The organism is Thermopolyspora sp. NPDC052614, assembly GCF_040678635.1.
Taxonomy (GTDB): Bacteria; Actinomycetota; Actinomycetes; order Streptosporangiales; family Streptosporangiaceae; genus Thermopolyspora.
This window is the reverse complement of the sequence record NZ_JBFATZ010000005.1, coordinates 445,899-472,324: the sequence shown is the minus strand read 5'-3', so window position 1 is coordinate 472,324 and position 26,426 is coordinate 445,899. Positions and strand designations below refer to the sequence as shown.

General features: G+C 70.8%; 18 protein-coding genes and 3 tRNA genes. 7 read left to right on the top strand and 14 right to left on the bottom strand.

From position 1 onward, the window contains the following. Positions 1 to 116: 116 nt before the first annotated feature. Positions 117 to 1,493: an extracellular solute-binding protein gene (locus AB0K60_RS14230; protein ID WP_364053271.1), complete on the bottom strand. Its 1,377-nt coding sequence runs from the start codon at positions 1,491 to 1,493 to the stop codon at positions 117 to 119. A 470-nt stretch (positions 1,494 to 1,963) separates the two neighbouring features. Between AB0K60_RS14230 and AB0K60_RS14225 the strand changes: the two genes are divergently transcribed. Then, positions 1,964 to 5,281, top strand: coding sequence for a discoidin domain-containing protein (locus AB0K60_RS14225; protein ID WP_364053268.1), 3,318 nt, complete (start codon positions 1,964 to 1,966; stop codon positions 5,279 to 5,281). A 359-nt stretch (positions 5,282 to 5,640) separates the two neighbouring features. Here AB0K60_RS14225 and AB0K60_RS14220 read toward each other — a convergent pair whose 3' ends face one another. Next, positions 5,641 to 6,690, bottom strand: coding sequence for a LacI family DNA-binding transcriptional regulator (locus AB0K60_RS14220; RefSeq protein ID WP_364053265.1), 1,050 nt, complete (start codon positions 6,688 to 6,690; stop codon positions 5,641 to 5,643). Between the two features lie 544 nt (positions 6,691 to 7,234). On the opposite strand from AB0K60_RS14220, the gene AB0K60_RS14215 reads away from it, so the two are divergent. Both AB0K60_RS14215 and AB0K60_RS14210 read left to right on the top strand, forming a co-directional pair. Further along, entirely contained in the window at positions 7,235 to 7,987 is a 753-nt protein-coding gene (locus tag AB0K60_RS14215; RefSeq protein ID WP_364053262.1) for an enoyl-CoA hydratase-related protein, read from the top strand. Between the two features lie 236 nt (positions 7,988 to 8,223). After that, a complete protein-coding gene (locus AB0K60_RS14210; RefSeq protein WP_364053259.1) occupies positions 8,224 to 10,068 on the top strand; it encodes an acyclic terpene utilization AtuA family protein in 1,845 nt (614 codons plus the stop codon). Between the two features lie 131 nt (positions 10,069 to 10,199). On the opposite strand, the gene AB0K60_RS14205 is transcribed toward AB0K60_RS14210, so the two are convergent. From AB0K60_RS14205 to AB0K60_RS14190, 4 genes are all read right to left on the bottom strand, one after another. Beyond that, a tRNA-Val gene (locus tag AB0K60_RS14205) sits at positions 10,200 to 10,271 on the bottom strand. 9 nt (positions 10,272 to 10,280) lie between these two features. Continuing rightward, positions 10,281 to 10,351: transfer RNA gene (locus AB0K60_RS14200), tRNA-Cys, on the bottom strand. Between the two features lie 39 nt (positions 10,352 to 10,390). Next, positions 10,391 to 10,463 (bottom strand) — tRNA-Gly (locus tag AB0K60_RS14195). A gap of 202 nt (positions 10,464 to 10,665) precedes the next feature. After that, on the bottom strand, positions 10,666 to 11,475 hold the full coding sequence (locus AB0K60_RS14190; RefSeq protein WP_364053256.1) for a hypothetical protein: 810 nt from the start codon (positions 11,473 to 11,475) through the stop codon (positions 10,666 to 10,668). A gap of 430 nt (positions 11,476 to 11,905) precedes the next feature. On the opposite strand from AB0K60_RS14190, the gene dusB reads away from it, so the two are divergent. After that, positions 11,906 to 13,030: a tRNA dihydrouridine synthase DusB gene (gene dusB / locus AB0K60_RS14185; RefSeq protein WP_364053253.1), complete on the top strand. Its 1,125-nt coding sequence runs from the start codon at positions 11,906 to 11,908 to the stop codon at positions 13,028 to 13,030. Between the two features lie 383 nt (positions 13,031 to 13,413). Here dusB and AB0K60_RS14180 read toward each other — a convergent pair whose 3' ends face one another. Further along, positions 13,414 to 15,912, bottom strand: coding sequence for a DUF3516 domain-containing protein (locus AB0K60_RS14180; protein WP_364053250.1), 2,499 nt, complete (start codon positions 15,910 to 15,912; stop codon positions 13,414 to 13,416). Positions 15,913 to 16,118: 206 nt separating this feature from the next. Here AB0K60_RS14180 and AB0K60_RS14175 point away from each other — a divergent pair, with 206 nt between their 5' ends. Next, positions 16,119 to 16,877: a metal-dependent phosphohydrolase gene (locus tag AB0K60_RS14175; RefSeq protein WP_364053247.1), complete on the top strand. Its 759-nt coding sequence runs from the start codon at positions 16,119 to 16,121 to the stop codon at positions 16,875 to 16,877. Between the two features lie 130 nt (positions 16,878 to 17,007). On the opposite strand, the gene AB0K60_RS14170 is transcribed toward AB0K60_RS14175, so the two are convergent. The 3 genes from AB0K60_RS14170 to AB0K60_RS14160 all read right to left on the bottom strand — a co-directional run bounded on the left by AB0K60_RS14170 (position 17,008) and on the right by AB0K60_RS14160 (position 18,882). Then, the gene (locus AB0K60_RS14170; RefSeq protein ID WP_364053244.1) at positions 17,008 to 17,280 is read right to left on the bottom strand and encodes a DUF4031 domain-containing protein; all 273 of its coding nucleotides are present in this window, start codon (positions 17,278 to 17,280) and stop codon (positions 17,008 to 17,010) included. Between the two features lie 93 nt (positions 17,281 to 17,373). Then, entirely contained in the window at positions 17,374 to 18,039 is a 666-nt protein-coding gene (locus AB0K60_RS14165) for a rhomboid family intramembrane serine protease (RefSeq protein ID WP_364053241.1), read from the bottom strand. Positions 18,040 to 18,477: 438 nt separating this feature from the next. Continuing rightward, positions 18,478 to 18,882: a nitroreductase family deazaflavin-dependent oxidoreductase gene (locus AB0K60_RS14160; RefSeq protein WP_364053499.1), complete on the bottom strand. Its 405-nt coding sequence runs from the start codon at positions 18,880 to 18,882 to the stop codon at positions 18,478 to 18,480. Between the two features lie 348 nt (positions 18,883 to 19,230). Here AB0K60_RS14160 and AB0K60_RS14155 point away from each other — a divergent pair, with 348 nt between their 5' ends. Beyond that, positions 19,231 to 20,193 (top strand): hypothetical protein, encoded by a 963-nt coding sequence (locus tag AB0K60_RS14155; protein WP_364053238.1) that lies wholly within the window; start codon positions 19,231 to 19,233, stop codon positions 20,191 to 20,193. 32 nt (positions 20,194 to 20,225) lie between these two features. Here the strand turns inward: AB0K60_RS14155 and AB0K60_RS14150 are convergent, their stop codons facing one another. Together AB0K60_RS14150 and AB0K60_RS14145 are read right to left on the bottom strand one after the other, a co-directional pair. After that, the gene (locus AB0K60_RS14150) at positions 20,226 to 21,218 is read right to left on the bottom strand and encodes a sulfotransferase (protein WP_364053235.1); all 993 of its coding nucleotides are present in this window, start codon (positions 21,216 to 21,218) and stop codon (positions 20,226 to 20,228) included. Positions 21,219 to 21,547: 329 nt separating this feature from the next. Beyond that, complete coding sequence (locus tag AB0K60_RS14145; RefSeq protein ID WP_364053232.1) at positions 21,548 to 22,297, bottom strand: hypothetical protein; 750 nt, start codon at positions 22,295 to 22,297, stop codon at positions 21,548 to 21,550. Between the two features lie 447 nt (positions 22,298 to 22,744). Here AB0K60_RS14145 and ligD point away from each other — a divergent pair, with 447 nt between their 5' ends. Continuing rightward, positions 22,745 to 23,989 carry a non-homologous end-joining DNA ligase gene (gene ligD / locus AB0K60_RS14140; protein ID WP_364053229.1) on the top strand — a complete coding sequence of 415 codons (1,245 nt, stop codon included), beginning with the start codon at positions 22,745 to 22,747 and terminating at the stop codon, positions 23,987 to 23,989. Between the two features lie 336 nt (positions 23,990 to 24,325). Here the strand turns inward: ligD and AB0K60_RS14135 are convergent, their stop codons facing one another. Next, entirely contained in the window at positions 24,326 to 24,997 is a 672-nt protein-coding gene (locus AB0K60_RS14135; RefSeq protein ID WP_364053226.1) for a phosphatase PAP2 family protein, read from the bottom strand. A 598-nt stretch (positions 24,998 to 25,595) separates the two neighbouring features. Continuing rightward, positions 25,596 to 26,300, bottom strand: a complete 705-nt coding sequence (locus tag AB0K60_RS14130; RefSeq protein WP_364053223.1) for a hypothetical protein — start codon at positions 26,298 to 26,300, stop codon at positions 25,596 to 25,598. Positions 26,301 to 26,426 lie beyond the last annotated feature (126 nt).

Genomic DNA, 26,426 nt, shown 5'->3' with positions numbered 1-26,426 from the left:
AGGGGTTTGAGGGGTTTGAGGGGGACCCGCGCCGGGGGGAGGGCCCCGGCGGCGGCCGCAGCCGCCATCCGGAGCCCGTCGCCCGCGTCGTCTCGATGCCACCGGCCACGATCAGGTCAGCCCTTGCTCGCCAGTACGGCGTTCGCCTTGGCCTCGGCGTCGGCGAGCAGCTTGTCGATGTCGGCGTCGCGGCGGCTCAGCACGGCCGACATGGCCACGTCGAGCACGGCGTACAGCTCCTGCGCGTACGGCGGCTCCATCTTGGGCGGGATCGTCGCCGAGGCGTCCACGTACGGCTGGTAGTTCGACACCGGCAGCGCGGCGTTCGCCTGGCGGGCCTCCTGGATGGCCTTGCCGGTGGGCGAGTCGCCGTACACGTCGTTGTCGGGGATGCCGACCGGGTTGCCGATCTGCTTGCCGCGCGCGAAGTTGAACCGGCCCTTGCCGACGGTGTTGAACTGGAAGTCGATCCACTGCAGCCCCGCCTTGGCCTGCTCGGGCGTGGCCTTGGGGTTGATGAAGTACGCCTCGCCGCCGCTCAGCGACGCCTTCGCCTCCGGGAAGCCGGTGATGCCGTAGTCGGCGTAGTTGCCGTTGAACTTCTGCACCACGTCGGTGACGACGTCGGGCGCGCCGAGCATCATGCCGACCTTGCCGCCGCCCATCGCCAGCATCAGGGCCTCCCAGCCGTTGTACAGCTTGGCGCCCATGCTGTTGTCGGTCCACCGCATGTCGTAGAGGTTCTGCAGCACGGCCTTGCCCTCGGGGGAGTTGAAGGCGGCCTTCTTGCCGTCGGGGGTGACCATCTCGCCGCCCCGGCCGTACACCTGCATCGTGAAGTGCCAGCCGCCGGTGTTGCCGCCGGAGTACTCGCCGTAGCCGACGTGGCCCGGCCCCAGCGCGGCGATCTTCTTGGCGGCCTCGCGGACCTCCGCCCACGTCTTGGGCGGGTTGTCGGGGTCGAGGCCGGCCTGGGTGAACAGCTTGCGGTTGTAGACGAGGCCGACGCTGTAGTGCACGTTCGGCACGCCATAGACCTTGCCGTCCTTGGTGACCAGGTCGCGGACGTCCTGGCGCAGGTCGTTCCAGTTCTTGATCTCGCCGATGTACGGCGTGATGTCGAGGGCCTGGCGCTTGCCGATCACCTCGTTGTAGTTGGTGACCGGGACGACGAAGACGGTCTCCATCTGGCCGCCGGCGAGCTTGGGGCCGAACGTCTTGGGGTCGAAGCAGGGCTGCTGGTCGGTGCTGGCGACCACGACGTTCGGGTGCGCCTTCTGGAACTCGGCGACGTCGTCGTCCCACGCCTTGCGGTTCTCCGGCGCCGTCTTGGCCGGCTGGCAGGCCACGGTGATGCTCACCTTCGCGCCCGCCTGGGCGCCCTGCCCGCCGCCGCCCGTCCCGGCCGGGTCGCCGCCGCACGCCGCGGCGCTCACGCCCAGGCCCGCCATCAGGATCAACCCCACGGTCCTGCGATAGCCCGATCTGCTCATCGTCTGGCCCTTCTTCACGTTCGTGGGACGGTGTGGCGCCCCGCCGTGTGGCGTCAGCATAGACACGCGAACAGAAGGCAGCAATATCTTGATGGTATCGCGCAAGATAACAACTAAATCACGTCAAACATGCGCGTCGTACTGGCGATGACCTTGTGGCATGGGCTCCGGGCGGCGCGCGGGCGGTCGCCGGCGGGCCCGTGACCTGTGGTGTTTCCGTGTACGCAAACCGGCGAAAGTCGCCGCAAAGGCTTGCGTCGGCTTGCGGCCGTACGACGTCAGCGCTTGCATGATCGGGGAATCGGCCCGGCCGCTCGACCAGACGCACTGCCTGCGGCTTCGTGGTAGCAACCGATGCATGTCCGGAGTCGGACATTTGCGAAATGAAGTTGGAACATTGCAGTGATTTGTTGGTCATCTTATGGTGTGCCCACCCCCCCACCCCTCAGCCCCCCGAGAGGGAGCAACCCATGAGGCACAGATCGGTTCTCCTATCCCTGATCGCGGCGACGGTCGCCGCCCTCATCGCCGCCGGACTGCCGGCGTCCCCGGCGGTGGCGGCCCGGGCCCGCGCCGCGGCCGCCGGGCCCAACCTCGCCGCAGGCAAGACCGTCACGGTCGCGAGCACCCAGAACGGCTACCCCGCCGCCAACGCCACCGACGGCAACCAGGCCACCTACTGGGAGAGCGCCAACAACGCCTTCCCGCAGTGGATCCAGGTGGACCTGGGCCGCGCCGTCAGCGTGAACGAGCTCGTGCTCAGGCTCCCCGCCCACTGGGAGAGCAGGTCGCAGACGTTCGACGTGCGCGGCAGCCTCGACGGAAACACCTTCACCCAGCTCGCGCCCTCCGCCGCGCGCCTGTTCAACCCGGCCGCCACGGTCACCTTCGCGACGGCCACGGCCCGCTACATCCGGCTGAACATCACCGCCAACACCCAGTGGCCCGCCGGCCAGATCTCCGAGTTCGAGGCGTACGGCCCGGCCCAGGACCCCGACCCCGATCCCCCCGGCACCGACCTGGCGCTCGGCAAGCCGATCGAGTCCTCCTCCCACACGCACGTCTACGTCGCGGGCAACGCCAACGACGGCGACGTGACCACGTACTGGGAGGGCAACGGTCACCCCAGCACGCTCACCGTCTCGCTCGGCGCCAACGCCGAGATCTCCGCGGTCGTGCTCAAGCTCAACCCCGACCCCATCTGGGGCCCGCGCACGCAGACCATCGAGGTGCTCGGCCGTACCCAGAACGGCGACTCCTTCGCCACCCTGGTCCCCGCCGCGACGTACGCCTTCAACCCCGCCTCCGGCAACACCGTCACGATCCCGCTCGACGCCACCGCCGCCGACGTCCGCCTGCGTTTCACCGCCAACAGCGGCGCGCCCGGCGGCCAGGTCGCCGAGTTCCAGGTCATCGGCGAGCCCGCGCCGAACCCGGACTTGACCGTCACCGGCCTCACCTGGTCGCCCGCGTCGCCCGTCGAGACCGACGCGGTCACCCTGTCCGCCACGGTCAGGAACGCCGGCACCGTCGCCTCCGGCGCGACCGACGTCGCCTTCTTCCTGGGCGACGCCAAGGTCGGCAGCGCCGCCGTCGGCGCGCTCGCCCCCGGCGCGTCCGCCACCGTCACCGCGAACATCGGCGCCCGCGACGCCGGCACCTACTCCGCCGTCGCCAAGGTGGACGAGGACAACGACGTCGTCGAGCGCGACGAGGGCAACAACGTCTTCACCGCGCCGTCCGCGCTGGTCGTGCGGCCCGTCGACAGCTCCGACCTGGTCGCCGCCGCGGTCTCCTGGACGCCCGGCAACCCGGCCGCCAACGACGAGGTCACCTTCACCGTGGCGCTGCGCAACCAGGGCACGGTGGCCTCCGCGGGCGGCGCGCACGGCATCACCCTGACCGTGCTCGACGCCGACGGCGCCACCGTCAGGACGCTCACCGGCTCGTACACCGGCGCGATCGCCCCCGGCGCCACCACCGCCCCCGTCACCCTCGGCACCTGGACGGCGGCCAACGGCGAGTACACCGTACGGACCGTCATCGCCGCCGACGCCAACGAGCTGCCGGTCAAGCGGGCGAACAACACCGGCACCACTCAGATGTTCGTCGGGCGCGGCGCCCGCATGCCGTACGACATCTACGAGGCCGAGGACGCCGTCGTCGGCGGGGGAGCGGCCGTGGTCGGCCCGAACCGGACGGTCGGCGACATCGCCGGCGAGGCGTCCGGGCGGCGCGCGGTGACCCTCAACACCACCGGCGCCTACGTCGAGTTCACCACCAAGGCCCCCACCAACACCCTGGTCACCCGCTTCTCCATCCCCGACGCGCCCGGCGGCGGCGGCATCGACGCCACGCTCAACGTCTACGTCGACGGCGTGTTCCACAAGACGCTCAACCTGACCTCCAGGTACGCCTGGCTGTACGGCCCCGAGGCGGAGCCGGGCAACTCGCCCTCGGCCGGGCCGCCGCGGCACATCTACGACGAGGCCAACATCATGCTCAACGGCACCGTCCCGGCGGGCAGCAGGATCCGGCTGCAGAAGGACGCGGCCAACACCAGCAGGTACGCCATCGACTTCATCAACCTCGAACAGGTCGCACCCATCGCCAACCCCGACCCGGCGCGCTACGCCGTACCGGCCGGGTTCACCCACCAGGACGTGCAGAACGCGCTCGACCGCGCCCGCCAGGACCCCGCGCTGGAGGGCGTCTACCTCCCGGCGGGCGACTACCAGACCAACGGCAAGTTCCAGGTGTACGGCAAGGCCGTCAAGGTCATCGGCGCCGGCCCCTGGTACACGAGGTTCCACTCCCCGTCCGGCCAGGACAACACCGACGTCGGCTGGCGTACGGAGGCGTCGTCGAACGGCTCCACGTTCGCGAACTTCGCCCACTTCGGCAACTACACCTCCCGCGTCAACGGCCCCGGCAAGATCTTCGACATGACGAACGTGTCCCGGATGACCATCGACAACATCTGGGTCGAGCACCAGGTCTGCATGTACTGGGGCGCGCACGTGGACCACGTCACGATCAAGAACTCCCGGATCCGCAACCTGTTCGCCGACGGCGGCAACTTCACCAACGGCAGCACGGACAACCTGGTCAGCAACGTCGAGGCCCGCGCCACCGGCGACGACGGCTTCGCGCTGTTCGCCGCCACCGACGGCAACGGCGGCGACCAGTCCGGCAACGTCCTGGAGAACCTCACCTCGATCCTCACCTGGCGCGCCGCCGGCATCGCCGTCTACGGCGGCCAGAACAACACCGTCCGCAACGTCTACATCGCCGACACGCTCGTCTACTCCGGCATCACGATCAGCTCGCTCGACTTCGGCTTCCCGATGCGGGACTTCGGCCCCGGCGAGACCCGCTTCGAGAACATCTCGATCGTCCGGGCGGGCGGCCACTTCTGGGGCGCCCAGACCTTCCCGGCGATCTGGGTCTTCTCCGCGCAGAAGCAGTTCCGGGCGATCCGCGTCAGCAACGTGGACATCGTCGATCCGACGTACCACGGCATCATGTTCCAGACCAACTACGGCACCAACGGCGTCGCGCAGAACCCCATCACCGACACCGTCTTCACCAACGTCAAGATCTCCGGGGCCCGCAAGAGCGGCGACGCCTTCGACGCCAAGTCCGGCTTCGCCATCTGGGCCAACGAACTCCCCGAGCCCGGCCAGGGTCCGGCGGTCGGCTCGGCCACCTTCACCAACCTGACCCTGACCGACAACCACACCGACATCCGCAACATCACGACCACGTTCACGATCATCCGCAACTGACCGCCCGCCCTCGGGACGCCGGCGGCGCCTTCACCACAGCCCTCCCGGGCACGGCGAAGGCACCGCCAGGCGTCCTGGTCACAGCGGTACGTCGAGGGCGATCGGCAGGTCACGGACGCGTTTTCGGCGGCCGGAGGATCTCGATGGCGACGACCTGAGAGCGAGAAAAGCGCCTCAACCAGGACGAAACCGACGTGAACGAATCTCCTCCGCCACCGTGGCGCCCCCCGGAGCCCCCGGGGTCAAGATGCCGCCCGTACGCCCGGCCCGCCGAGCGGCCCGACCGTCGAACGGCCCCTACCGTCGAAGGGCTCCGGCCCGTCGAACGCCCCCGCCACGCCGAGCGGCGACGACGCGCGTCAGGCGGGCATGCGGGCGCGTACCGGTCCGGTGGAGCCGCGGACCACGAGCTCGGGCTCGAACAAGAGCTCCTCAGCGGTCACGGTAGCGCCATCGATCTGATTGACCAGCAGCGTCACGGCGGTGCGGCCGATCGCCTCGATCGGCTGGCGCACCGTGGTAAGCGGCGGATGAGTGCAGTTCATGAACGCCGAGTCGTCGAAGCCGACCACCGACACGTCCTCGGGCACCGACCGGCCCAACCGCCGGACCGCCCGCACCGCGCCGAGGGCCAGGACGTCGCTGGCACAGATGATGCCGGTGACACCGCGCCGCACCAGCCGGGTCGTCACGGCCTGCCCGCCCTCCAGCGAGAACAGCGTGCGCTCCACCGCCTCCGGCTCCACCGGCAGCCCCACCCGCCGCGCCTCGCTGAGAAACGCGGCCAGCTTGCGCCGGGACGGCACATGATCCTCCGGCCCGAGCACCATGCCGATGCGCTCATGCCCAAGCGAGACCAGATGCCCGAACGCCTGCTCCACCGCCACCTCGTCGTCGGTGGACACACAGGGGAAACCGAGCCCCTCGGTCGCCGCGTTCACCAACACGACCGGCAGCCGCACCTCCAGCAGCCGGTGGTAGTGGTCGTGCGGCGCGTCCGCCTCCGCGTAGTGCCCGCCCGCGAACACCACCCCGGAAACCTGCTGCTCCAGCAGCATCTCGATGTAGTCGGCCTCCGACAGCCCGCCCGCCGTACGCGTGCACAGCACAGGCGTGAACCCGCGCTGCGCCAGCGCACCGCCGACGACCTCGGCGAGCGCGGGAAAGATCGGGTTGCCGAGCTCCGGCAGCACCAGGCCGACCAGCCGCGCCCGCTCACCGCGCAACTGCGTCGGCCGCTCGTACCCGAGCACGTCCAGCGCGGTGAGCACCGCCGCCCTCGTCGCCTCGGACACCCCGGGCTTGCCGTTCAACACCCGACTGACGGTCGCCTCGCTGACGCCTACCTTCTTCGCCACCTCGGCGAGCCTGCGCGTGGTGGAACGGCCCGAGGCCCGGGTTTCAGTCACGCCGCAAGCTTACGGCAGAATCACGCAAGCCGCTTGCGAACGACTGCGTCACCGCCTCACACGCCGCCGATCCCGGCCCTCGTCGGCCGCACGGGCATCGCGCCGATATTCGGGTGCCGCGCGTCATCTCGACCTGCGGACGGCTGTGCCGCCGATCCCGGCCCTCGTCGGCCGCAGGGGCATCGCGCCGACGTTCGGTGCCGCGCGTCATCTCGGCTTGCGGTCGGCTGCGTCGCCGCCTCGCGCGCCACCGATCCCGGCCCTCGTCGGCCGCACGGGCATCGCGCCGATATTCGGGTGCCGCGCGTCATCTCGACCTGCGGACGGCTGTGCCGCCGATCCCGGCCCTCGTCGGCCGCAGGGGCATCGCGCCGACGTTCGGTGCCGCGCGTCATCGCGACCAGGCTCCGGCGGCCTCGCCGACACCTTTCTTCGGCGATATCGATGGCGACCTTCAGGTCCGCCCTCGGCCTGCTGCGGCGGAACGGCCACGCCCCCGATGTACTAGGTTTCACCGTCGGCGGCGTACGAAAGGGACTAAGTCATGAACAAGGCCGAGCTGGTTCACTTGGACATCGCCGATCAGGTCGCGACGATCACCCTGGACAGCGAGCACAACCGCAACGCGCTGAGCCGCCGTCTCGTCGCCGAACTGGAGGGGCACCTCGCCACCGCGTCCGAGGACACCGAAAGCCGCGCGATCCTGATCCGGTCGTCGGGCCGCGTCTTCTGCTCCGGCGCCGACCTGAGCGAGGCGTCGGAGGGCGGCATGACGCAGGGCGCGCACGCCCTGGTGCGGCTCCAGCGCCAGATCGCGACAAGCCCCAAGCCGGTCGTCGTCGAGGTCGGCGGCCCGGTGCGCGCCGGAGGCCTCGGCATCGTCGGGGCGGCGGACATCGTGATCGCGGCCGAATCGGTGACCTTCCAGTTGACCGAGGTACGGCTCGGACTCGCCCCCGTGGTCATCTCGCTCAGCCTGCTCCCGCGGCTCGGCGACCGCGCGGCGGCCGACCTGTTCCTGACCGCCCGCGTCTTCGACGCGGCCGAGGCCGTGTCCCTGGGGCTCGTCACCCGCGCCGTACCCGACGACCGGCTCGGGGACGCCGTGGCGGAGGTCCTCGCCGAGCTCGCTCTGGGCTCCCCGCAGGGCCTGCGCGAGACCAAGAGGCTGCTCAACCACGACCTCGTGGCCCGAATCGACACGCTCGGCGACGAGATGGCGAAGCGGTCGGCGGAGCTGTTCGGCAGCGCCGAGGCACGGGAGGCCATGAAGGCGTTCCTCCAACGCCGACGTTGAGCGGCCCCCGGCGAGCCGACGCCGGAGACGGGAGGTGTCGGGGTAGGCCGGAGAAGCGATTCTGATTGGTGTTCCTCCGGCGGGCATGCCGACCGGTCCCCGGCGCGCCGACGCCGGGGGCGCGGGCTTCGGCGGGAGGACGGAGAGGGATCATGATCGAGTCGGATGTGTCATAGTTTCGGCCAAGCGGTCACGGCCGTCGGCGGCGTAGCGGAACGACCGAGGGTGAGGCGACGATGACGACCAGCGGATCCGGGAGCGTGCGGATCGGCAACTGCTCGGGCTTCTACGGGGACCGGCTCGCGGCCATGGAGGAGATCCTCCAGGCCGGGGTCGACGTCATCACCGGCGACTATCTTGCCGAACTCACCATGCTCATCCTCGCCCGCCAGAAGGCGAAGGATCCCGAGATGGGCTATGCGTCGACGTTCCTCACCCAGCTCTCCGGCTGCCTGCGCGCGGCGCACGAGCGCGGAGTCCGCGTCGTCGCCAACGCCGGGGGCATGAACCCCCGGGCGCTGGCGGAGCGCATCCGCGAGTTCGCTCGGGCGCAGGACCTTGACGTGCCCGTGGCGTACGTCGACGGCGACGACCTGACCGCCGAGGCGGACGCGCTCGGCCTCGGGAAGCCGCTGGCCGCCAACGCCTACCTCGGCGCCTTCGGCATCGTCCGCGCGTTGGAGGCGGGCGCGGAGGTGGTCGTCACCGGGCGGGTCACCGACGCCTCGCTCACGGTGGGGCCCGCCGCATGGTTCCACGGCTGGAGCCGTACCGACCATGACGCGATCGCCGGAGCCATGGCCGCAGGGCACATCATCGAGTGCGGAGCCCAGGCGACCGGCGGCAACTTCTCCTTCTTCACCGAGATCGCCGACCTCGCCTACCCCGGCTTCCCGATCGCGAGAATCGCCGCCGACGGCTCCTCGGTCATCACCAAACCGGACGGATCAGGCGGCGCCGTGACCGCCGAGACCGTGCTCTCACAACTCCTGTACGAGGTGGCGGGCGCGCGTTACCCCGGCCCCGACGCGACGCTGCGGCTCGACTCCATCGTGCTCACCCAGGAGGCCCGGGACCGGGTACGCGTCAGCGGCGTGCGCGGCGAGCCCCCGCCGCCCGACCTGAAGGTCTCCGTCGTCGAGATCGGCGGCTTCCTCAACGAGATGACCTTCCTGCTCACCGGCCTCGACATCGAGGCGAAGGCCGAACTGGTCCGCGCCCAGTTCGACCGCGCGCTCTCGGTGCGGCCCGCCCGGATCGACTGGGAACTGGCCCGCACCGACCACCCGGACGCCGACGTCCAAGAGGAGGCCACGGCGCGGCTCACCGTGCTCGCCCGCGACCCCGACCCCAAGAAGGTCGGCCGCGCGTTCTCCAACGCCGCCGTTGAGACCGCGCTCACCGGCTACCCGGGGCTGTTCCTCGCCGCGCCGCCGGGCGAGGGCCGCGTCTACGGCCGCTACCGGCCCGCGTTCGTGCCGCAGACCGTGCCGGCGCACACCGTGCACCTCCCCGACGGCACCGCAGAGATCATCCCCGCCCCTGCGGAGACCCGCGCCCTCGCGCCGACGAAGCTCGACGAGACTCACGACCCCGCCGACCCCGCTGGCCCCGCTGACCCCGCCGACGCCGCCACGACGGAGGCCGCCGCGCCCCGGCCGACGGACGTGCGCGCGTCCGCCGACGCGGACACGGTCCGCGTTCCGCTCGGCCGTTTCGCCGGTGCCCGCAGCGGCGATAAGGGCGGCGCGGCGAACATCGGCGTATGGGCGCGTACGGACGTCGCGTGGGCGTGGCTGCGCGAGCACCTCACCGCCGACGCCCTGCGGATCCTGCTGCCCGAGACCGCGGGCCTCCGGATCGACCGCGTCGAACTGCCCAGGCTGCGAGCGGTCAACTTCGTCGTCCACGACATCCTCGGCGAGGGCGTGGCCTACCGGGCGCGCTTCGACGCGCAGGCCAAGGGCCTCGGCGAATGGCTCCGCTCCCGCGTCGTCGAGGTGCCCGCGGAGGTGGCCGCCGCGACCGCCCTCGACGACCACTTCGCGCCGACGACGCCGAATCCGGAACCGCGCCCATGACCGGCGTATGACCGGCCCAATGACCGTGGCGGTTCAGGACGCCGATCACGGCCGGGCGGCCGGATGTCCGCCTGGTCGATGATCGAAAAATAAAAGATCCCCAGGTCGCCGACCTGGGGATGGGTAAGGAGTGGGCGATACTGGGATTGAACCAGTGACCTCTACCGTGTCAAGGTAGCGCTCTCCCACTGAGCTAATCGCCCCTGCTGATGAGGTGGAGACGGGATTTGAACCCGTGTACGCGGCTTTGCAGGCCGCTGCCTCGCCTCTCGGCCACTCCACCGAGGAGGCCCTGTCAGCGTATGACCGAAAGACCCCTCCGAGCGGACGACGGGATTCGAACCCGCGACCCTCACCTTGGCAAGGTGATGCTCTACCAACTGAGCCACGTCCGCGTGTCTCCCGCCGGGGGTTCGCCCTGCGGTGACTCCTGAAACTGTAGCGGGTTTTCCGGCCTGGTGCGTACTCGAAATGCGCTCGGACGGCGATCGGGCGAGGCGAGGGCGGAGCGGCGACCTGCCGACGAACACAGACGCGGGCCGGATCCGGCCGGGGACCGGGCGGGGGAGGGCCGGTCCCCGGCGGGCCGCCGGGCGGTCAACGCAGGGCGGGGACGGCGCGCACGAGGCGGGTCCGTGACCACCAGCCGCCCAGGCCGAGGGTGTCGCCGGCGTGGGAGACGGCGAGGGCGATGATGACCAGGGCGTAGATGACGTGCTGGTCGAGGAAGGGGTTGCTCTCCACGGGCAGGCCGGCCAGGTAGATCAGCCCCATCAGGGTGACGCCGGACACGGCGGCGACGCGCATGCCGATGCCGAGAACGAGGGCGAGGCCGACGCCTGCCATGCCGGACATGAACAGCCAGTCGGTCCAGGGCTGCTCGGCCATGGCGTGGAAGTGCGCGGCGAAGGGCCCCTCGGCCGTGGTGAGGTAGCCGTGAGTGGGCGAGCCGCCGTTAAGCCAGGAGCGGGAGGCGGAGACGGGTCTGCCGAATCCCGCCAGCCGGTCGGCGAACGCCCACAGGAAGATCAGGCCCATGGCGATGCGGGTGACGGCCCACGCCCACCGCGCGGCCAACAGCCGGTCGCGGGGGCGTGTCTTGCGGCGGGTGCCGGCGCGGCGTGCGCGACGCGGGGATATCGGGGACCGAACGGCGGCGGGGCGACGCACGGGCGACGCCTCCTGATGGCCAAGGTGATGGCCAAGATGATCGCCGGGCTGATCGCCGAGGTGAACGCCGGGGTGGTGGGGGCCGAATGCTCCGGACGCGTGCCCGTCCAACAGTTCGTTGAGCACGGCCTGAGCCGTCCTCGGATCGGATGCGTAGCGATACGGCGTCGCCCAGTACGGATCATGGGACGGCGCGTCGGCCGGCCAGGCGTTCCACGCCTCGCTCTGCCTGCTCATGATGTTCCCCCCGAAACGTCAAGCGGTCGTGCCGGAGATCATGCCCGCCAAGTGCGAATTCCATGTCCGTCATGAGTCGTCGTGATCCGCCGCGCCCCGAAGTGACCTGCGGTGGCCTGCCGTGGTTGATCGTGGGCGGTGCGGCGCCTTGAGGCCGGTCATGATCCTTCATGGCCGGTAGTGGCGGTCTTGTCCGGTGGGTGGTGATGATCTTCGAGCTCGCCGTGGTCCTTAGTGGTCCTCGTGGCCGCCGTGCCCCGATGGCCCCGTACTGACCTCCGGTGACTTGCCGTGGTTGATGATGATGGGCGGTGGGAATCTCGGGCTTGTATGGCCCCTTGTGGCCTGCTGTGGCGATGATTGGCCTGGTTGGGGCGTACGTGGGGTGGGTTCGGTCCAGGCGGGGCGGGTGCTCCGGTAGAAAAGACCGGTGAGTACGTCGTTGAAGATCGGGCCGTTGGAGGTGTGGCCGCCGGTCGTGCTGGCGCCGATGGCGGGGATCACCAACTCGGCGTTCCGCACGTTGTGCCGGGAGCAGGGCGGCGGGCTGTTCGTGTCCGAGATGATCACCACGCGGGCTCTGATCGAGCGTGCGCCCAAGACGATGCGCATGATCGACTTCGGGCCGGGGGAGACGCCGCGTAGCGTGCAGCTTTACGGCATCGACCCGGAGGTGGTCGGCAGGAGCGCGCGGATCCTCGCCGAGGAGGGCCTGGCCGACCACATCGATCTCAACTTCGGCTGCCCGGTGCCCAAGGTGACGCGCAAGGGCGGGGGCGCGGCGCTGCCGTACAAGCGGGAGCTGTTCCGGCGGATCGTACGCGCGGCGGTCGCGGGTGCCGGAACGCTGCCGGTGACGGTGAAGATGCGCAAGGGCATCGACGACGGGCACCTGACCTACCTCGACGCGGGCCGGATCGCCGCCGAGGAGGGCGTCGCCGCCGTCGCCCTGCACGGCCGCACTGCCCTGCAACACTACGGCGGCGACGCCGACTGGACCGCGATCGCCCGGCTCAAGGAGGCCCTTCCCGGCGTTCCCGTGCTGGGCAACGGCGACATCTGGAGCGCCGAGGACGCGCTGCGCATGATGCGCGAGACCGGCTGCGACGGCGTGGTGGTCGGCCGCGGCTGCCTCGGCCGTCCCTGGCTGTTCCGCGACCTGTCCGAGGCCTTCGCCGGATCGTCCCGCCGCGCCCGACCCACCCTCGGCGAGGTGGCCGCGACCATGCGCAGACACGCCGAACTACTCTGCGACCTCCTGGGCGACGAGCGCCAGGGCGTCGCCGGCTTCCGCAAGCACGTGTCCTGGTACCTCAAGGGCTTCACCATCGGCGCCGCCCTCCGCCGCGACCTCGCCACCGTCTCCACCCTGGCCGAACTCGCCGAACGCACCGCCGAACTCGACCCCGCCCAGCCCTGGCCCGCCGCCGCCGAGGGCCAGCGCGGCAGGGCCAACCCCCGCGACCGCGTCCCGCTCCCCGACGGCTGGCTCAACGACCCGGACGACGCCCGAGTCCCCGACGCGGACGCGGAGGACGGCACATCAGGCGGCTGAACAATCAGCGCGGCGGACTGCGACGCCACGGCCCCGACGCGTGCGCGGGGTACCCGGGGGGCGGTTAGAGCAGGCGGCGGGCGGCAAATCGGAGCGGGCGGCCCGTGTTGTCACCTGTCGCAACGCCGTCCAATACCAATGCGGTGGGCGCACGCGGAACGGCCGAGCTCGATGGCGGGCGGCCGGGCCGAGTACGCGGGCCTGCGAAAGGCCACGGTCGGCATGCGGACGCGGTGAGCACCGCCGGAGTCGCTAAACCAGTGACCGGCAGCACGGTCAACGGAAGCGGCGCTCAACCGCTCGGAGGCGGACGGCTCAGCGCGACGCGCACGCGCGGCTGACCGGCACGTCGCTCGGCGGCGGCCTTTCGGCAGGGCTTTGGCTCAGAGGCGGTCGAAGGCGGTGACGTGGATGACGGCGCGGCCCTCCTCGTCGGAGGTATGCAGGTCGACCTGGGCGGAGATGCCCCAGTCGTGGTTGCCCTCCGGGTCGTCGATGATCTGGCGGACGCGCCACAGGCCCGGCTCGGTGTCGATGAGTAGCAGGGCGGGGCCGCGGGCGTTTGGGCCGGTGAGGATCTCGTCGTGCTCCTCGTAGTAGGTGTCGAGGGCCGCGCCCCAGTCGATGTCGGGGGCGAGCTCCTCCAGTTCCTCCTCCTTTTCCAGGGCGGCCAGCTCGACCAGGCGGAACATGGCGTTGCGGACCAGTACGCGGAAGGCGCGGACGTTCGCGGTGACCGGCTTGGGCTTCTCCTCGATTTGGTCGCGCTCCTCCAGGGCGGCGTCGGGGTTCTGCAGCTTTTCCCACTCGTCGATGAGGCTGGAGTCGACCTGACGTACCAGCTCGCCGAGCCACTCGATCAGGTCCTGCAGGTCCTCGGTCTTCATGTGCTCGGGCACCGTACGGCTCAGCGCACGGTAGGCGTCGGCGAGGTAGCGCAGTACCGCCCCCTCGGCCCGGGCCAGCTCGTAGAACTGGATGTAGTCCGTGAAGGTCATCGCCTTCTCGTACATGTCCCGGACGATCGACTTGGGGCTCACGACGTAGTCGCCCACCCACGGATGGCCGCGCCGGTAGGTCTCGTACGCCCCGAGCAGCAGATCCTCCAGCGGCATCGGGTAGGTGACCTCGGTGAGCAGCTCCATGCGCTCGTCGTACTCGATGCCTTCGGCCTTCATCCGTGACACGGCCTCGGCGCGTGCCTTGTTGAGTTGGGCGTGCAGGATCTGGCGTGGGTCGTCCAGGATCGACTCCACGATCGACACCATGTCGAGCGCGTACGTGGGCGACTCGACGTCCAGCAGCTCGAACGCGGCCAGCGCGAACGTGGACAGGTTCTGGTTGAGCGCGAAGTCGGCCTGTAGGTCGACGGTGAGCCGCGCCCGCCGCCCCTGCTCGTCGGGCTCGGGGAACTGCTCGACCACGCCCCCGGCGAGCAGCGAGCGGTAGATGGCGATGGCGTGGCTGATGTGCCGCCGCTGCGACTTGCGGTCCTCGTGGTTGTCGGTGAGCAGCCGCTTCATCGCCTGGAAGCAGTCGCCCGGCCGGTTGATGACGTTGAGCAGCATGGCGTTGCTGACCTTGAACCGGGAGGTGAGGGCCTCGGGCTCGGCCTGCCGCAGGCGCTCGAAGGTCTCCTCGCTCCAGTTCACGAACCCCTCGGGGGGCTTTTTGCGCACGACCTTGCGCCGCTTCTTGGGGTCGTCGCCCGCCTTCGCCAGCGCCTTCTCGTTCTCGATGACGTGCTCGGGGGCCTGGCAGACGACGTAGCCGAGGGTGTCGTAGCCGGCCCGGCCCGCGCGCCCGGCGATCTGGTGGAACTCGCGGGCGCGCAGCAGCCGCACCCGGTTGCCGTCGTACTTGCTTAACGCGGTGAACAGGACCGTGCGGATGGGGACGTTCACCCCGACGCCGAGGGTGTCGGTGCCGCAGATGACCTTGAGGAGGCCGGCCTGGGCGAGGCGCTCCACCAGGCGGCGGTACTTGGGCAGCATGCCGGCGTGGTGCACGCCGATGCCGTGCCGGACCAGGCGGGAGAGCACCCGGCCGAACCGCGTGGTGAACCGGAAATTTCCGATAAGGGCGGCGATGGCCTCTTTCTCGGATTTGCTGCACATGTTGATGCTCATCAGCGCCTGCGCCCGCTCCATCGCGGCGGCCTGGGTGAAGTGCACCACGTACACCGGGGCCTGCTGCGTCGACAGCATCTCCTCCAGCGTCTCGTGCAGCGGAGTGGTCCGGTAGGAGAAGAACAGCGGAACCGGACGCGTCGCCGACCGCACGACCGTCGTCGGCCTGCCCGTCCGCCGCGTCAGATCCTTCTCGAACAGCGTGACGTCCCCCAACGTCGCCGACATCAGGATGAACTGCGCACGCGGCAGCTCCAGCAGCGGCACCTGCCACGCCCAGCCCCGATCGGGCTCGGCGTAGAAGTGGAACTCGTCCATCACGACCTGGCCGACGTCCGCGTCCGCTCCGTCCCGCAATGCGATGTTCGCCAGGATCTCGGCCGTGCAGCAGATGATCGGCGCGTCCGAGTTGACCGAGGCGTCCCCGGTCATCATGCCGACGTTCGCGCTGCCGAACATCGCGCACAGGTCGAAGAACTTTTCCGACACCAGCGCCTTGATCGGCGCGGTGTAGAAGGTGCGCCGCCCCTCGGCGATCGCCGTGAAGTGCGCCCCCGCCGCGACCAGGCTCTTGCCCGACCCCGTCGGCGTGGCCAGGATCAGGTTGTTGCCGGAGACGACCTCGATCAGCGCCTCCTCCTGCGCCGGATACAGCGTCAGGCCGCGCTCGGCGTTCCACTCGACGAAGGCCTCGAAGAGCGCGTCGGGTCCGGTCTCGGCGGGAAGGTGCTGTAGGAGGGTCACGCCCTCCATACTGCCGAAGACCGCGCCATGGTCGAAACGCGCGACGGTCGCCTGTGGATAACCCGTCGCCTGTGGATGACCCGCCCCGCCCATCCGGCGCGGCACCGCCGTCCTATCCTGCTCCCGTGGCGAATTCCGCGACCGGTAACCCCTCCACAGCAGAGCTTTCCACCGCGGAGCCTTCCGTTGCGGAGTCTTCCACCGCAGAGTCTTCCATGGAGCCTTCCGCTGGGGAGCGTTCCGCTGCGGAGCCCTCCACTGCGAAACTTCTCACTGCGGGGCGTTCCACTGCGGAGCCCTCCACTGCCCGGCCCTTTACCGTCGGGGCCGTCGCGGCGCAGGACGCGGACGCGTCGGCGCTGCTGTCCGAGTGGCGCCGGGTGGTCCCCGCGTCCCCGGCCTCGGACGCCGTCGCCGCCGAACTGCTCGCCCGCTGGTCGGAACCCCACCGCCGCTACCACACCCGCGCCCACCTGCGCGCCGTGCTGACCGCGATCGACCCCCTCGCGACCGCCGCCGCCGACCCCGCCGCAGTACGGCTCGCCGCCTGGTTCCACGACGCGGTCTACGACGGCCACCCCGGCCAGGACGAGGAACGCAGCGCCCAACTCGCCCAGTCCCACCTGCCCCGATGCGGCGTGCCGCCCGAGCGCGTCGCCGAGGCCGCCCGCCTGGTCCGCCTCACCGCCACTCACGCCCCGGCCCCCGGAGACCGCAACGGCGAGGTCCTCTGCGACGCCGACCTGGCCATCCTGGCCGCCCCCCGCGACGCCTACGCCGCGTACACGAGGGCGATCCGCGAGGAGTACCGCCACATCCCCGACGAGTTGTTCGCCCTGGGCCGCTCCCAGGTTCTCCGCAACCTGCTCGCCATGCCCCGCCTCTACCGCACCCCCGCCGCCCACGACCTGTGGGAGACCGCCGCCAGAGCGAACATCGCCGCCGAACTGTCCGAGTTGACCGCCCTGTCGTGACGATGAGGGCGTTGAGGACGAGCAGGACGGCGCACACGCGATCGTGGGGTGGCGCGCTCGCGGATGGTGCGTGCCGGACCTCGGCCTCGCCCGGGTTCCCGCACCTCCCATGAGCCGTCCCGTGCGGTGGCTAGCGGAGGTCGCGGGTCTTGCGCCGCCGCAATCCGGCGGCGGTGAGCCGTACCACCAGCACACGTGAGGTCACCGGCTCGGCCCCCAGCAGGACGGCACGGTCGTACACCGTCTCGGGAACGTCATAGTGATCGCGGTCGAACGCCCGCCCCGGCACTCCGAGCCGCGCCGCGAACCCGTGCAGCTCCTCCAGCGAGACATCACTCACCAGATGCGACCACAACAAACCCCGAGGCCCGGGCCAGTTGGGCGGGTCGATCAGCACGGCCATGCCCGAGCCCCCTCCGCGTCGGAGCCGCGCCGCGCGGTGTCCGGCGCGGCGACCCCATGGTAGATCCGACCGCTCCCGCCGGGCCGCGCGAGGTCACAGGCCGAGGTCGTCGATCTCCTTCAGGAGGGCGGCACGGGAGTCGGCGGGCCGTACGGCGGGCGGGGTGGATGTGGGTACGGCGGGACGGCGTTCGCGGAAGAGCCAGCCGCCGAGGATGCCGCCGATGAAGCCGAACAGGTGGGCCTGCCAGCCAATGCCCTCCTGGGGAAGGAGGCCGGTGAACTGGTAGGCGAAGCAGAGCGCCATGACGATGCCGATGACGATGTCGATCAGATGCCGGTCGAAGGCGCCACGCACGAGCACGTATCCGAAATATCCGAAAACGATGCCGCTAGCGCCGGCGCCCACCGTATTGGGAGCGGCGGTGAACCAGGCCCCCAGGCCGCTGGCGATCCCGATCAGCGCCGTGACCCAGAGGAACTTGGTCACGCCCCGATACGCCGCCAGGAAGCCGAAGATGAACAGCGGGCCCGAGTTGCTCTCGATATGCGCCCAGCTCCAATGCAGGAACGGTGCCGTGACGATGTCGGGCAGGCTCTCGGGGTCCCAGGAACGGACGCCGAAGCGCTGGCTGAGGCTGTAGGCGCTCAGCCAGTTGACGATCTGGAGCACCCAGATGAGCCCGAGAAAGCCGACCATGACCCAAAACGCCTTCCGGGCTTCCGCGATCATGAATTCGGCGGTGCGACCGTTCGTCATCCTGCCTCCCTTGGCCCCCTGCCGGAGAAGATATCGGCACGAAGCGGGCGAGAGGAAGCGAATGCACAGGGACCTCGCCTCAGAGCGAGGGCTCCCGGCTGGGTGAATCCCTCCGCCGGAGGCGCGGTCCGGGCGACATCGGGGGCGGTACGGGAGCGACGGAGGTGGGCCGGGCGTCGGGTTGGGCTTGCCACTGCGGGCGTCGTCCGGGCGGCCGTGCGGACATTAGGGGGACTTTGCGGGCGGTAGGGGACCGGTGGCGGAGGCGGGCCGGGCCGAGGGCCCGTCGCTGCGGGCGTCGTCCAGGTGGCCGTGGGTCATCAGGGGACACCCGGGGACATCCGGGCGACGTTGGGGGCGGCGCGGGGCAGACGGAGGCGGGCCGGGCCGCGGGTCGGAACCCGCCGCCCGGCCCGCCGTGCCGGGGCGATCGGCCGGTTAGCGGCGTTCGAGGATGACGACCGGGATCTCGCGGTCGGTCTTCTTCTGGTACTCGTCGTAGTCGGGCCACACCTCGGCCATGTACGGCCACAGTTCGGCCCGCTCCTGGGGCGTGGCCGTACGGGCCTCGGCCTCGAACTTGTCGCCGAGCACCTGGACCTTCACGTGAGGGTTGGCCTGCAGGTTGAGGTACCACTCCGGATGCCGGGGGTCGCCTCCCTTGGAGGCCACGACCACGTACGCATCGCCGTGCGGCCGGTAGATCAAAGGGGTGATGTGCGACTTGCCGGTTTTGCGGCCGGTCGTCGTGAGCAGCAGCGTGGTGGTGCCCCGCCGCCAGTCGTGGCCTTCCCGGCCGTCGGTCTCCTGGTAACGCCGGATGTGTTCAGCACCGAAGAGCATCATGACTCCTCAAGATAGTCGGTGGCGGATGACTACCCCTTCTGCTGGTCGTCATCCGCCGATCAGGTCCAAAGGCGACCATGAGCCCGGCCTCGCGGCGCTCCTCGTCCGTGATCGGGTCGTCTCTCAGGAACCAGCGTCCCGGGGTACGCGTCACGGGTTCGCCGGGCGGGTCATGGGAGCCGCCCGGCCTCCGATCACGGCCCCTGCCAGGGCGGCGCCGCCCCTCGCGAGGTCGTGACCTCGATTTTTTACCCGCCGCGACGGTGTGGCAGATGGCACCGCACGGGCGCAGGTCAACTATTGTTAAGCGTGCCTAGCGAACACAGTGACCCTCTCGTTACCGTCATGCTGCCCGAGCCCAAGCGCTCGGTCGTCGCGATTCCTCCGCCCGGGGACGGCCCCGGCTTCTGGGCCGGAGCGCCCAGCGCCGTCGTCTGGGACGGCGATATCTATCTCGCCTACCGCCTCCGGCGCCCCATCGGGAAGGGCCGGGGATACGCGGTGGTGATCGCCAAATCGTCCGACGGCGTGAGCTTCGAGACCTTGCTGACGATCAGCAAGGAGCAGATGGACACCGAGTCGCTGGAGCGTCCCCGGCTCGTGCACACCCCCGAGGGCGGATGGCGGCTGTATCTGAGCTGTGCGACCTACGGCACCAAGCACTGGCGGGTCGAACTGCTCGAAGCCGAGGACCCCAAGGGATTCGACCCCCGCCACGCCCAGGTCGTGCTGCCCGGCGACCCCAAGACGGCGGTGAAGGATCCGGTCATCGTACGCCAGGACGGCATCTGGCACCTGTGGGCCTCCTGCCACCCGCTCGCCGACCCCGACGAGACCGACCAGATGGTGACGGACTACGCCACCAGCCCGGACGGGATCAACTGGTCCTGGCACGGCACCGCGCTGGAACGGCGCGAGGGGAGCTGGGACTCCCGGGGCGTTCGCGTCAGCGCCGTCTATTTCACCGGCCACTTCACCGGCGACGGCGGCGGAGACCGCAGCGTCGTGGCCTACTACGACGGCCGGGCCAGCGCGGCGGAGAACTACGAGGAGCGCACGGGCATCGCGATCGGCGTCGATCCGGCCGCGCTCACCGCCCTCGGCTCCACGCCCAGGGCGGTCTCACCGTACGCGGGCGGCGGGCTGCGCTACCTGGAGATCCTGCCCCTGCCGGACGGCCGCCACCGCCTCTACTACGAGATGACGCGCCCCGACGGCGCCCACGAACTGCGCACCGAACTGCGTACTGGACCGGGTACTGGACCGGGTACGGGACCTGGGCCGGGCACCGGGTACCGGGCTGAGTAACGGTACCGGGCCGCGCTGACCGTCGGCGCGGCCTAACCGGCCGTGGGGTCGGTGCGCGGACGGCCGTTGCGAGCCTGGCGCTGGCCCTCCGGCCGGGCGCCGACCAGGCCGCCGGAGCGGAGCCGGGGCCTGACCCAGTCGCCGAAGTCGTCGCCGGTGACCTGTTCGAGCAGGCGGATGTCGTCGGTGAAGTACGCCATCAGGGCCTGGCGCTGCTCCCAGGTCAACGGCTGGCGGGGCCGGGCGCGCTGCTGCAGGCGGCGTTCGAGCGTGTCGGTGACCCTGCCGGCCAGCGGGCCGGGCATCCGGGAGCCGAGGCGCAGCGCCGCGGACGTCAGGCGATGGCTCAGCGTCGGCTCGGGGTGCGCGGTGACGTTCTCCCGGGGGATCTCGGTGACGGCGCCGGGGGCGACGCCGAGGAAGGGGAAGATCCGGTCGAGCGTGGCCTCCGGGCGGTCGACCAGGTCGCGGTAGCGGAAGACGAGCACCTGCTCGCGGGGGAACAGCGTGTAAAGGCGGGAGAGCTGCTCGCCGTACCGGCCGAGGCGCACGTAGTGCCAGAACGGCGCCCAGCCGGCCGCGATCCGGTGCTCCTCCTCGGCGCAGGCCCGCACCACGTCGCCGATCGGCTCCAGCCCGGCCGACCACAGGTGGGTCCAGTTGGAGTGGGCGCGCTCGATCGGGTCGCGCAGGATCACGATGAGCCGTGCGTGCGGGATCAGGTCGTGGATGCGCCGCTGCGCCTCGTGATCGTACAGGTAGAAGGGGGTGGACTCGCCGCGCCGCGTGCCCTCGGGCGCGCCGTCGAACAGGGCCTCGTAGTCCTCGCGCCGCCACACGTGCTCGCGGTAGGTCTGCGCGTCGCCGGGGCCGCCGCCCCGGGTGGGCGGCGGGCCGTCGGTGAGGAAGAACTTCGGCTCCTTGACCGGTGACATGTACAGCTCGGGGTGCCGGGAGAGCGCGGCGTGCAGTGCGGTCGTGCCGGCCTTGGGGGCTCCGATGACGAGGAAATCCGGGAGGGCCATGCCCACCTCCGAACGATCATTGCCGCTTTTTCCTACTCATTTAGGAGGAATATACGGCAGACAGGGTCGGGGGTGAATCGCTCCAGCGGTTGTTCATGCTGGTCCGTCGAGGGTCCATCGAGGGTCCGTCAGGCTCTACCGTGGGTCCGCCAAGGATCCATCGCGTGTGCCGGTTGGTGAACCGTGCCGGTCCGCGCAGGCCCGTCCCTCGCGAGGACGTCCCCGCCAGAGCCTGGAACCGGACCACCGCGTAATTCGCATGGATGCCCTTATGCCCACATAGAGCATGGTCAGTCCCGTACGCCCGCCCGACCTTGGCGGCCCGGCCGTCAGTCCAGGCTGTGCAGGCTGTTTCCGTACCCTTCGACGATGAGCCGGGCCAGCGAGGTGTGGGCGCCGAGCGACTGCGCGCAGCCCGCGCCGATGCTGTCCGCGGCGGCGCGCACCTGATCGTGGTCGGCCTCCGGCCCGATGATGCAGGGGGCGATGGCGAGCCGGGAGGCGCCGATCTTACGCAGCCGCTCGGCGGCGTCGTGCGGGTGCGGGCCGGAGTCGAGGGAGGCCGCCACGACCGGCAGCGCCAGCCGGGCGGCGAGCAGCACGGCCGTGGTGTCGGCGGCGCGTGCGGCCTCCTCGCCGCCGGAGGTGAGCACGATGATGCCGTCCACGGGGGCGGAGATGTTGAACAGCCGCATGCGGTCGGCGCGGGCGAGCCCGGCGTCGGCGAGGCGGATGTGCAGCAACTCGGCGATGAGCGGGTGCGGGCCGAGCGGCGGGTTGATCGCCGCGTGGGTGCCGCTCGCCGCCACGGCCTCGCGTACCGCGCGGAACACCTTGGGATGGGGCCCGGGCACCAGGGGCGCCACCACGGCGGCCTGGGCGTCCCGCGGGCGGGTGGCCGCGATCTCGGTCAGCTCCTTGGTGAGGCAGTCCACGCCGTTGCCGAGATGCACCAGCCGCACGTCGATCTGCGGGTTGTCGACCCGGAGCATGCTCGCGATGTCCTGGGGGATCTCCTCGTCCTTGCCCGGCGAGGCGATCACCAGCGCGGGCGCGTCGGGAGACAGGTCGCTCGGCACCGGGCGCCGATGGCGACCGGAGCCGCCCGGCCGCGAGGAGGAGGAGCGGTCGCGTGTCGGCAGGGGCGGATTCGGCAGGCCATCAGTCACATTGGCGGATTTTAGGGCTATGTGAAGGACTTTGCCGATCGATTGCCTGATCGGTGACCTGTAACGAAGATGACGTGGCAAGAACTGCCCGAATTTTCTTCCACGTTGTCGCCGTCCGGTGACCCAGGCGGGTTTGAGGGTAGCCCAGAAACACGACTTTCGGGCTGGAATGCTCAAAAGATCAGACTCTGCCGGGCTCCTCCCTCGGGGAATGTCGGCCGCGCTCGATAGCATGTTCGACATCGGAGTGGGCAGGGCGGAACGCGCCGGATGGCCGAGCCTCCCGTACGCCGGACGGGAAGGGGCCGCCGCGCCGCCGGATCCGCCCGGTCCGCGGGCGCCGGGGAGGAGCTGGTGATGACGCAGGTCCTGGAGGTGGCCGGGCGCGAGGTGACCATCACCAACCCGGGCAAGGTGCTGTTCCCCGCCACCGGGCACACCAAGCTCGACCTGGTGCGCTACTACCTCGCCGTGGCGGAGGGCGCGCTGCGCGGCGTGCGCGGTCGGCCGATGATCCTCAAGCGGTTCGTGCACGGCCTGGAGGAGGAGCCCTTCTTCCAGAAACGCGCGCCGTCGCGGCGTCCCGACTGGATCGAGGTCGTGGAGCTGCGCTACCCGTCGGGCCGCAGCGCCGAGGAGGTCGTGGTGCGCGACGCCGCCCAGCTCGCCTGGGTGGTCAACCTCGGCTGTCTCGACCTCAACCCGCACCCGGTGCGCGCCGACGACCTCGACCACCCCGACGAGCTGCGCATCGACCTGGACCCGGTGCCGGGCGTGCCGTGGCGGCAGATCGTCGACGTCGCCCTGGTCGTCCGCGACGTCCTGCGGCAGCACGGCCTCACCGCCTGGCCCAAGACGTCGGGCTCGCGCGGCTTCCACGTCTACGCCCGGATCGAGCCCCGCTGGACCTTCCGGGAGGTACGGCTCGCCGCCGAGGCCGTGGCCCGCGAGGTCGAGAACCGGGCGCCGAGGCTCGCCACCAGCCGCTGGTGGAAGGAGGAACGGCAGGGCGTGTTCGTGGACTACAACCAGAACGCCCGCGACCACACCGTCGCCTCGGCCTATTCGGTGCGCCCCACCCACGACGCCCGGGTCTCCACGCCGCTGACCTGGGACGAGGTCCCCGACCACGATCCCGCCCGGTTCACCGTCGCCACGGTCCCGGACCGTTTCGCCCAAATCGGCGACCCTTGGCGGGACATGGACGACGACGCCCCCGGCACGCTCGACGCACTCCTCGATCTCGCCGCCCGCCTGGGTCCCGCCGAGAAACCGCCCAAGGGCAAGGGCCGCAGGCAGGTGACCATGCCGCTCATCGAGATCGCCCGAGCCCGCACCAAGGGCGAGGCCCTGGAGGGCCTGGAGCGCTGGAAATCCCGCCACCCCTCCGCGGCGGCCCGCCTCCGGCCCGCCGACATCCTGATCGACTCGATGCGCGGCCGAAGCTCCACCTGGACCCGCATCCGAATCAACCTCCGCCACGTCCCCGAGCCCGAGCGCCCGCCACAGGAGCCCTTGGAGGTGGATTACGACCCGTGGACCGGCGAATCTCCGCCTTCCGCCCCGAAACGGTCGCGGCGTGCCAAAGGCACCGAAGACTGACCAGGAGCGGCAGGCACCTGACCACACCTACCGCACAATGCCGGACACATCGGAGGCGAACGATGCCCTGGCCGGTGCCGCAGGGTCGCCGGAGGGAAGGGAGCCAGGCCCCTGCACGGTGACCGCGGCCTGCTGCCAGGCGGCCAGGGTGTTCTTGAGGCGGCGATCGGCACTGTGGCCGGTGCGCCGCGCAGGGTCCCCGGAGGGAAGGGAGCCAGGCTCCTACACGGTGACCGCGGCCTGCTGCCAGGCGGCCAGGGTGTTCTTGAGGCGGCGATCGCCCGCCGCCCAGGTCACGCGTACGCCCGAGCCCGGCGCGGATGCCGATTTCTCGCGTCAGGAGCGGCGTGAGGACGGCGATTCGCGCCCGAGCCACTCCCGTACCGTCGTCTGCGTGCGATCGAGCCGCGCGGCGGCGGGTCCGACGACGGCGATGACGCCCATCGCGACGGCACTCACCACCAGGAGCGCGCCGACGGCGTCGGTGGGGTAGTGCGCCCCAAGATAGACGCGGGCGAAGGACTGGGCGACCACCAGCGTGGCACCGCCCAGGACGGCCAGCCGGAACCGCAGCCGGTCGGACCCCGCCGCCGACAGGCACCAGACGATGACCAGGGCGAGCGTCACCGCCACGTGCCCGCTCGGAAAGCTGTCGTACCCCGTCAGTGGATCGAGCTGCAGCTCCGGATCCGGCCGTGGCCTGTCGATCACGGCCTTAAACAACGAGTTCGTGGACCACGCCGCCGCGACCACCGGCACGGTGAGCAACGCGCTGCCGAACCGACCGATTAGGACGAGCGCCGCGACGGTCAGCACGCACAGGCCGATCGCGCCCGGCGGCAGAAACACGACGCGCAGGACCTCGGACAGCGCCGTCAGCCCCGGATTGCGCAGCTCGTGCACCTCTCGCGCGATCCGCAGATCGGCCCGCGTCCACTCGGGGGTCTTCGCGAGCAGCCCGAGCAGCGCGGCGGCGGCCAGCGGCATCACGACAAGGGCGAGCGGCATGACGCCCGGCGACCCGGAACCCGGCACACGAAGCCGGGGAGAAGCGCGGCCCGGACGCGGATCCGGATCACGGCTGGCACGACGATGGGAAACCCGATCCGGGGCTCGACGCGGACTCCGCTGCGGCCCCGGTCCCCCGACAGACACCATGCCCAACGTTGATACCCGGCCGGGTTCACGTCCGGGGCCGTTTCCGCCTTTCCGCCCGATCGCGGACGCGCCGCGAGGACTTGGCGGGACGCCGCCCCGGGAGGGACCGCCGTGCTCATGGGCCGTGTGACGGGTGTCCCCGGCGGCCGCCCGAGCCCTGCCGCTCCTAGTGGACCGGTCGCCAAGCGCGGGCAGCGATCGGCCGCCCCGCCCGGACCGGGTACGGCTCGCGCCCGGTGCGGGGTCGCCCGCGGTCTGCGCCGCTCCGTTCCGGATCTCAGCGGGCCGTGGCCGCGAGGTCTCTGGGTCCATCCAGCATTACTGCACCGAATCGCCGCGAACATGACCGGTGGACACCAAAGATGTGGTCACACCCGCCCGCACCGGCCCCTGCCGCGACGGCGGCAGGGGCAGACGAACAGAGCCGTGGTACGTGAAAGGCCGCGGGTCAGCGGGTGCCGGTGACGCGGCAGACGGCGGCCCAGCGTTCGTGGTCCACCGGGAAGTCCTCGCGGGAGTCCGGGCGTAGCAGGGCTCTGGACTCCTCGATCGCCTCGGTGAGCATGGCGCGCAGCCGGTCGTCCGGGTCGGTGACGCACGCCTCGGCCACGCCGCGTACGGCGATGTGCACGGTGTTGGGTGCGGCGAACCGGCGGAACCCCTTGGGCGAGACCAGGATTCCGCGCCTGAACTCCTGGGCCTGCCGGGCCGCGTCCGGCACCTGGGCGAGCGCGTGAAGGCTGCGCTCCTCCAGTTCGCCGGGCGGGCGTCCGTCCAGTTCGGCGAGGACGTGCTCGGCGGCGAGGATCGACACGGCCATCGCGAGCTGACGCTCGGCGGCGGCCACGGGTAGGGCGTGGGTGGCGCAGACCAGCGCGATGCGCGCGTCCATGCGGGGGTCGTCGCCGGTGAGGCCGATCACCGAGGGGATGAGCCCGGCGAGACGGGGTCGTGCCTCGTCGGAGGTGTAATCGTTGACCAGTCGGGCGAGGCCGGCCAGCAGCGGATGGGTACACTTCGGATGGTCGCTCCAGCGCTCACCCGCCAGGTACGAGGCCATTTCCATGAAGCACGCGCCCTTGCGGGGGTTCCGGTGCTTGCCGCGTGACAGCAGCGGAACCAGCGGGGGCAAGTGAGCCTGCTGATTGTGCACAAGACGCTCCATACGATCGCTCGGCCTGCCTCTACCCAGTCTGCGCTTTGTGTCACCCGTGCGCCAGCGCTGAGCGGTCATCCCGCGCTCACCTCCGTGGCCAGTGAGAACAGTGGTGACGGCGAT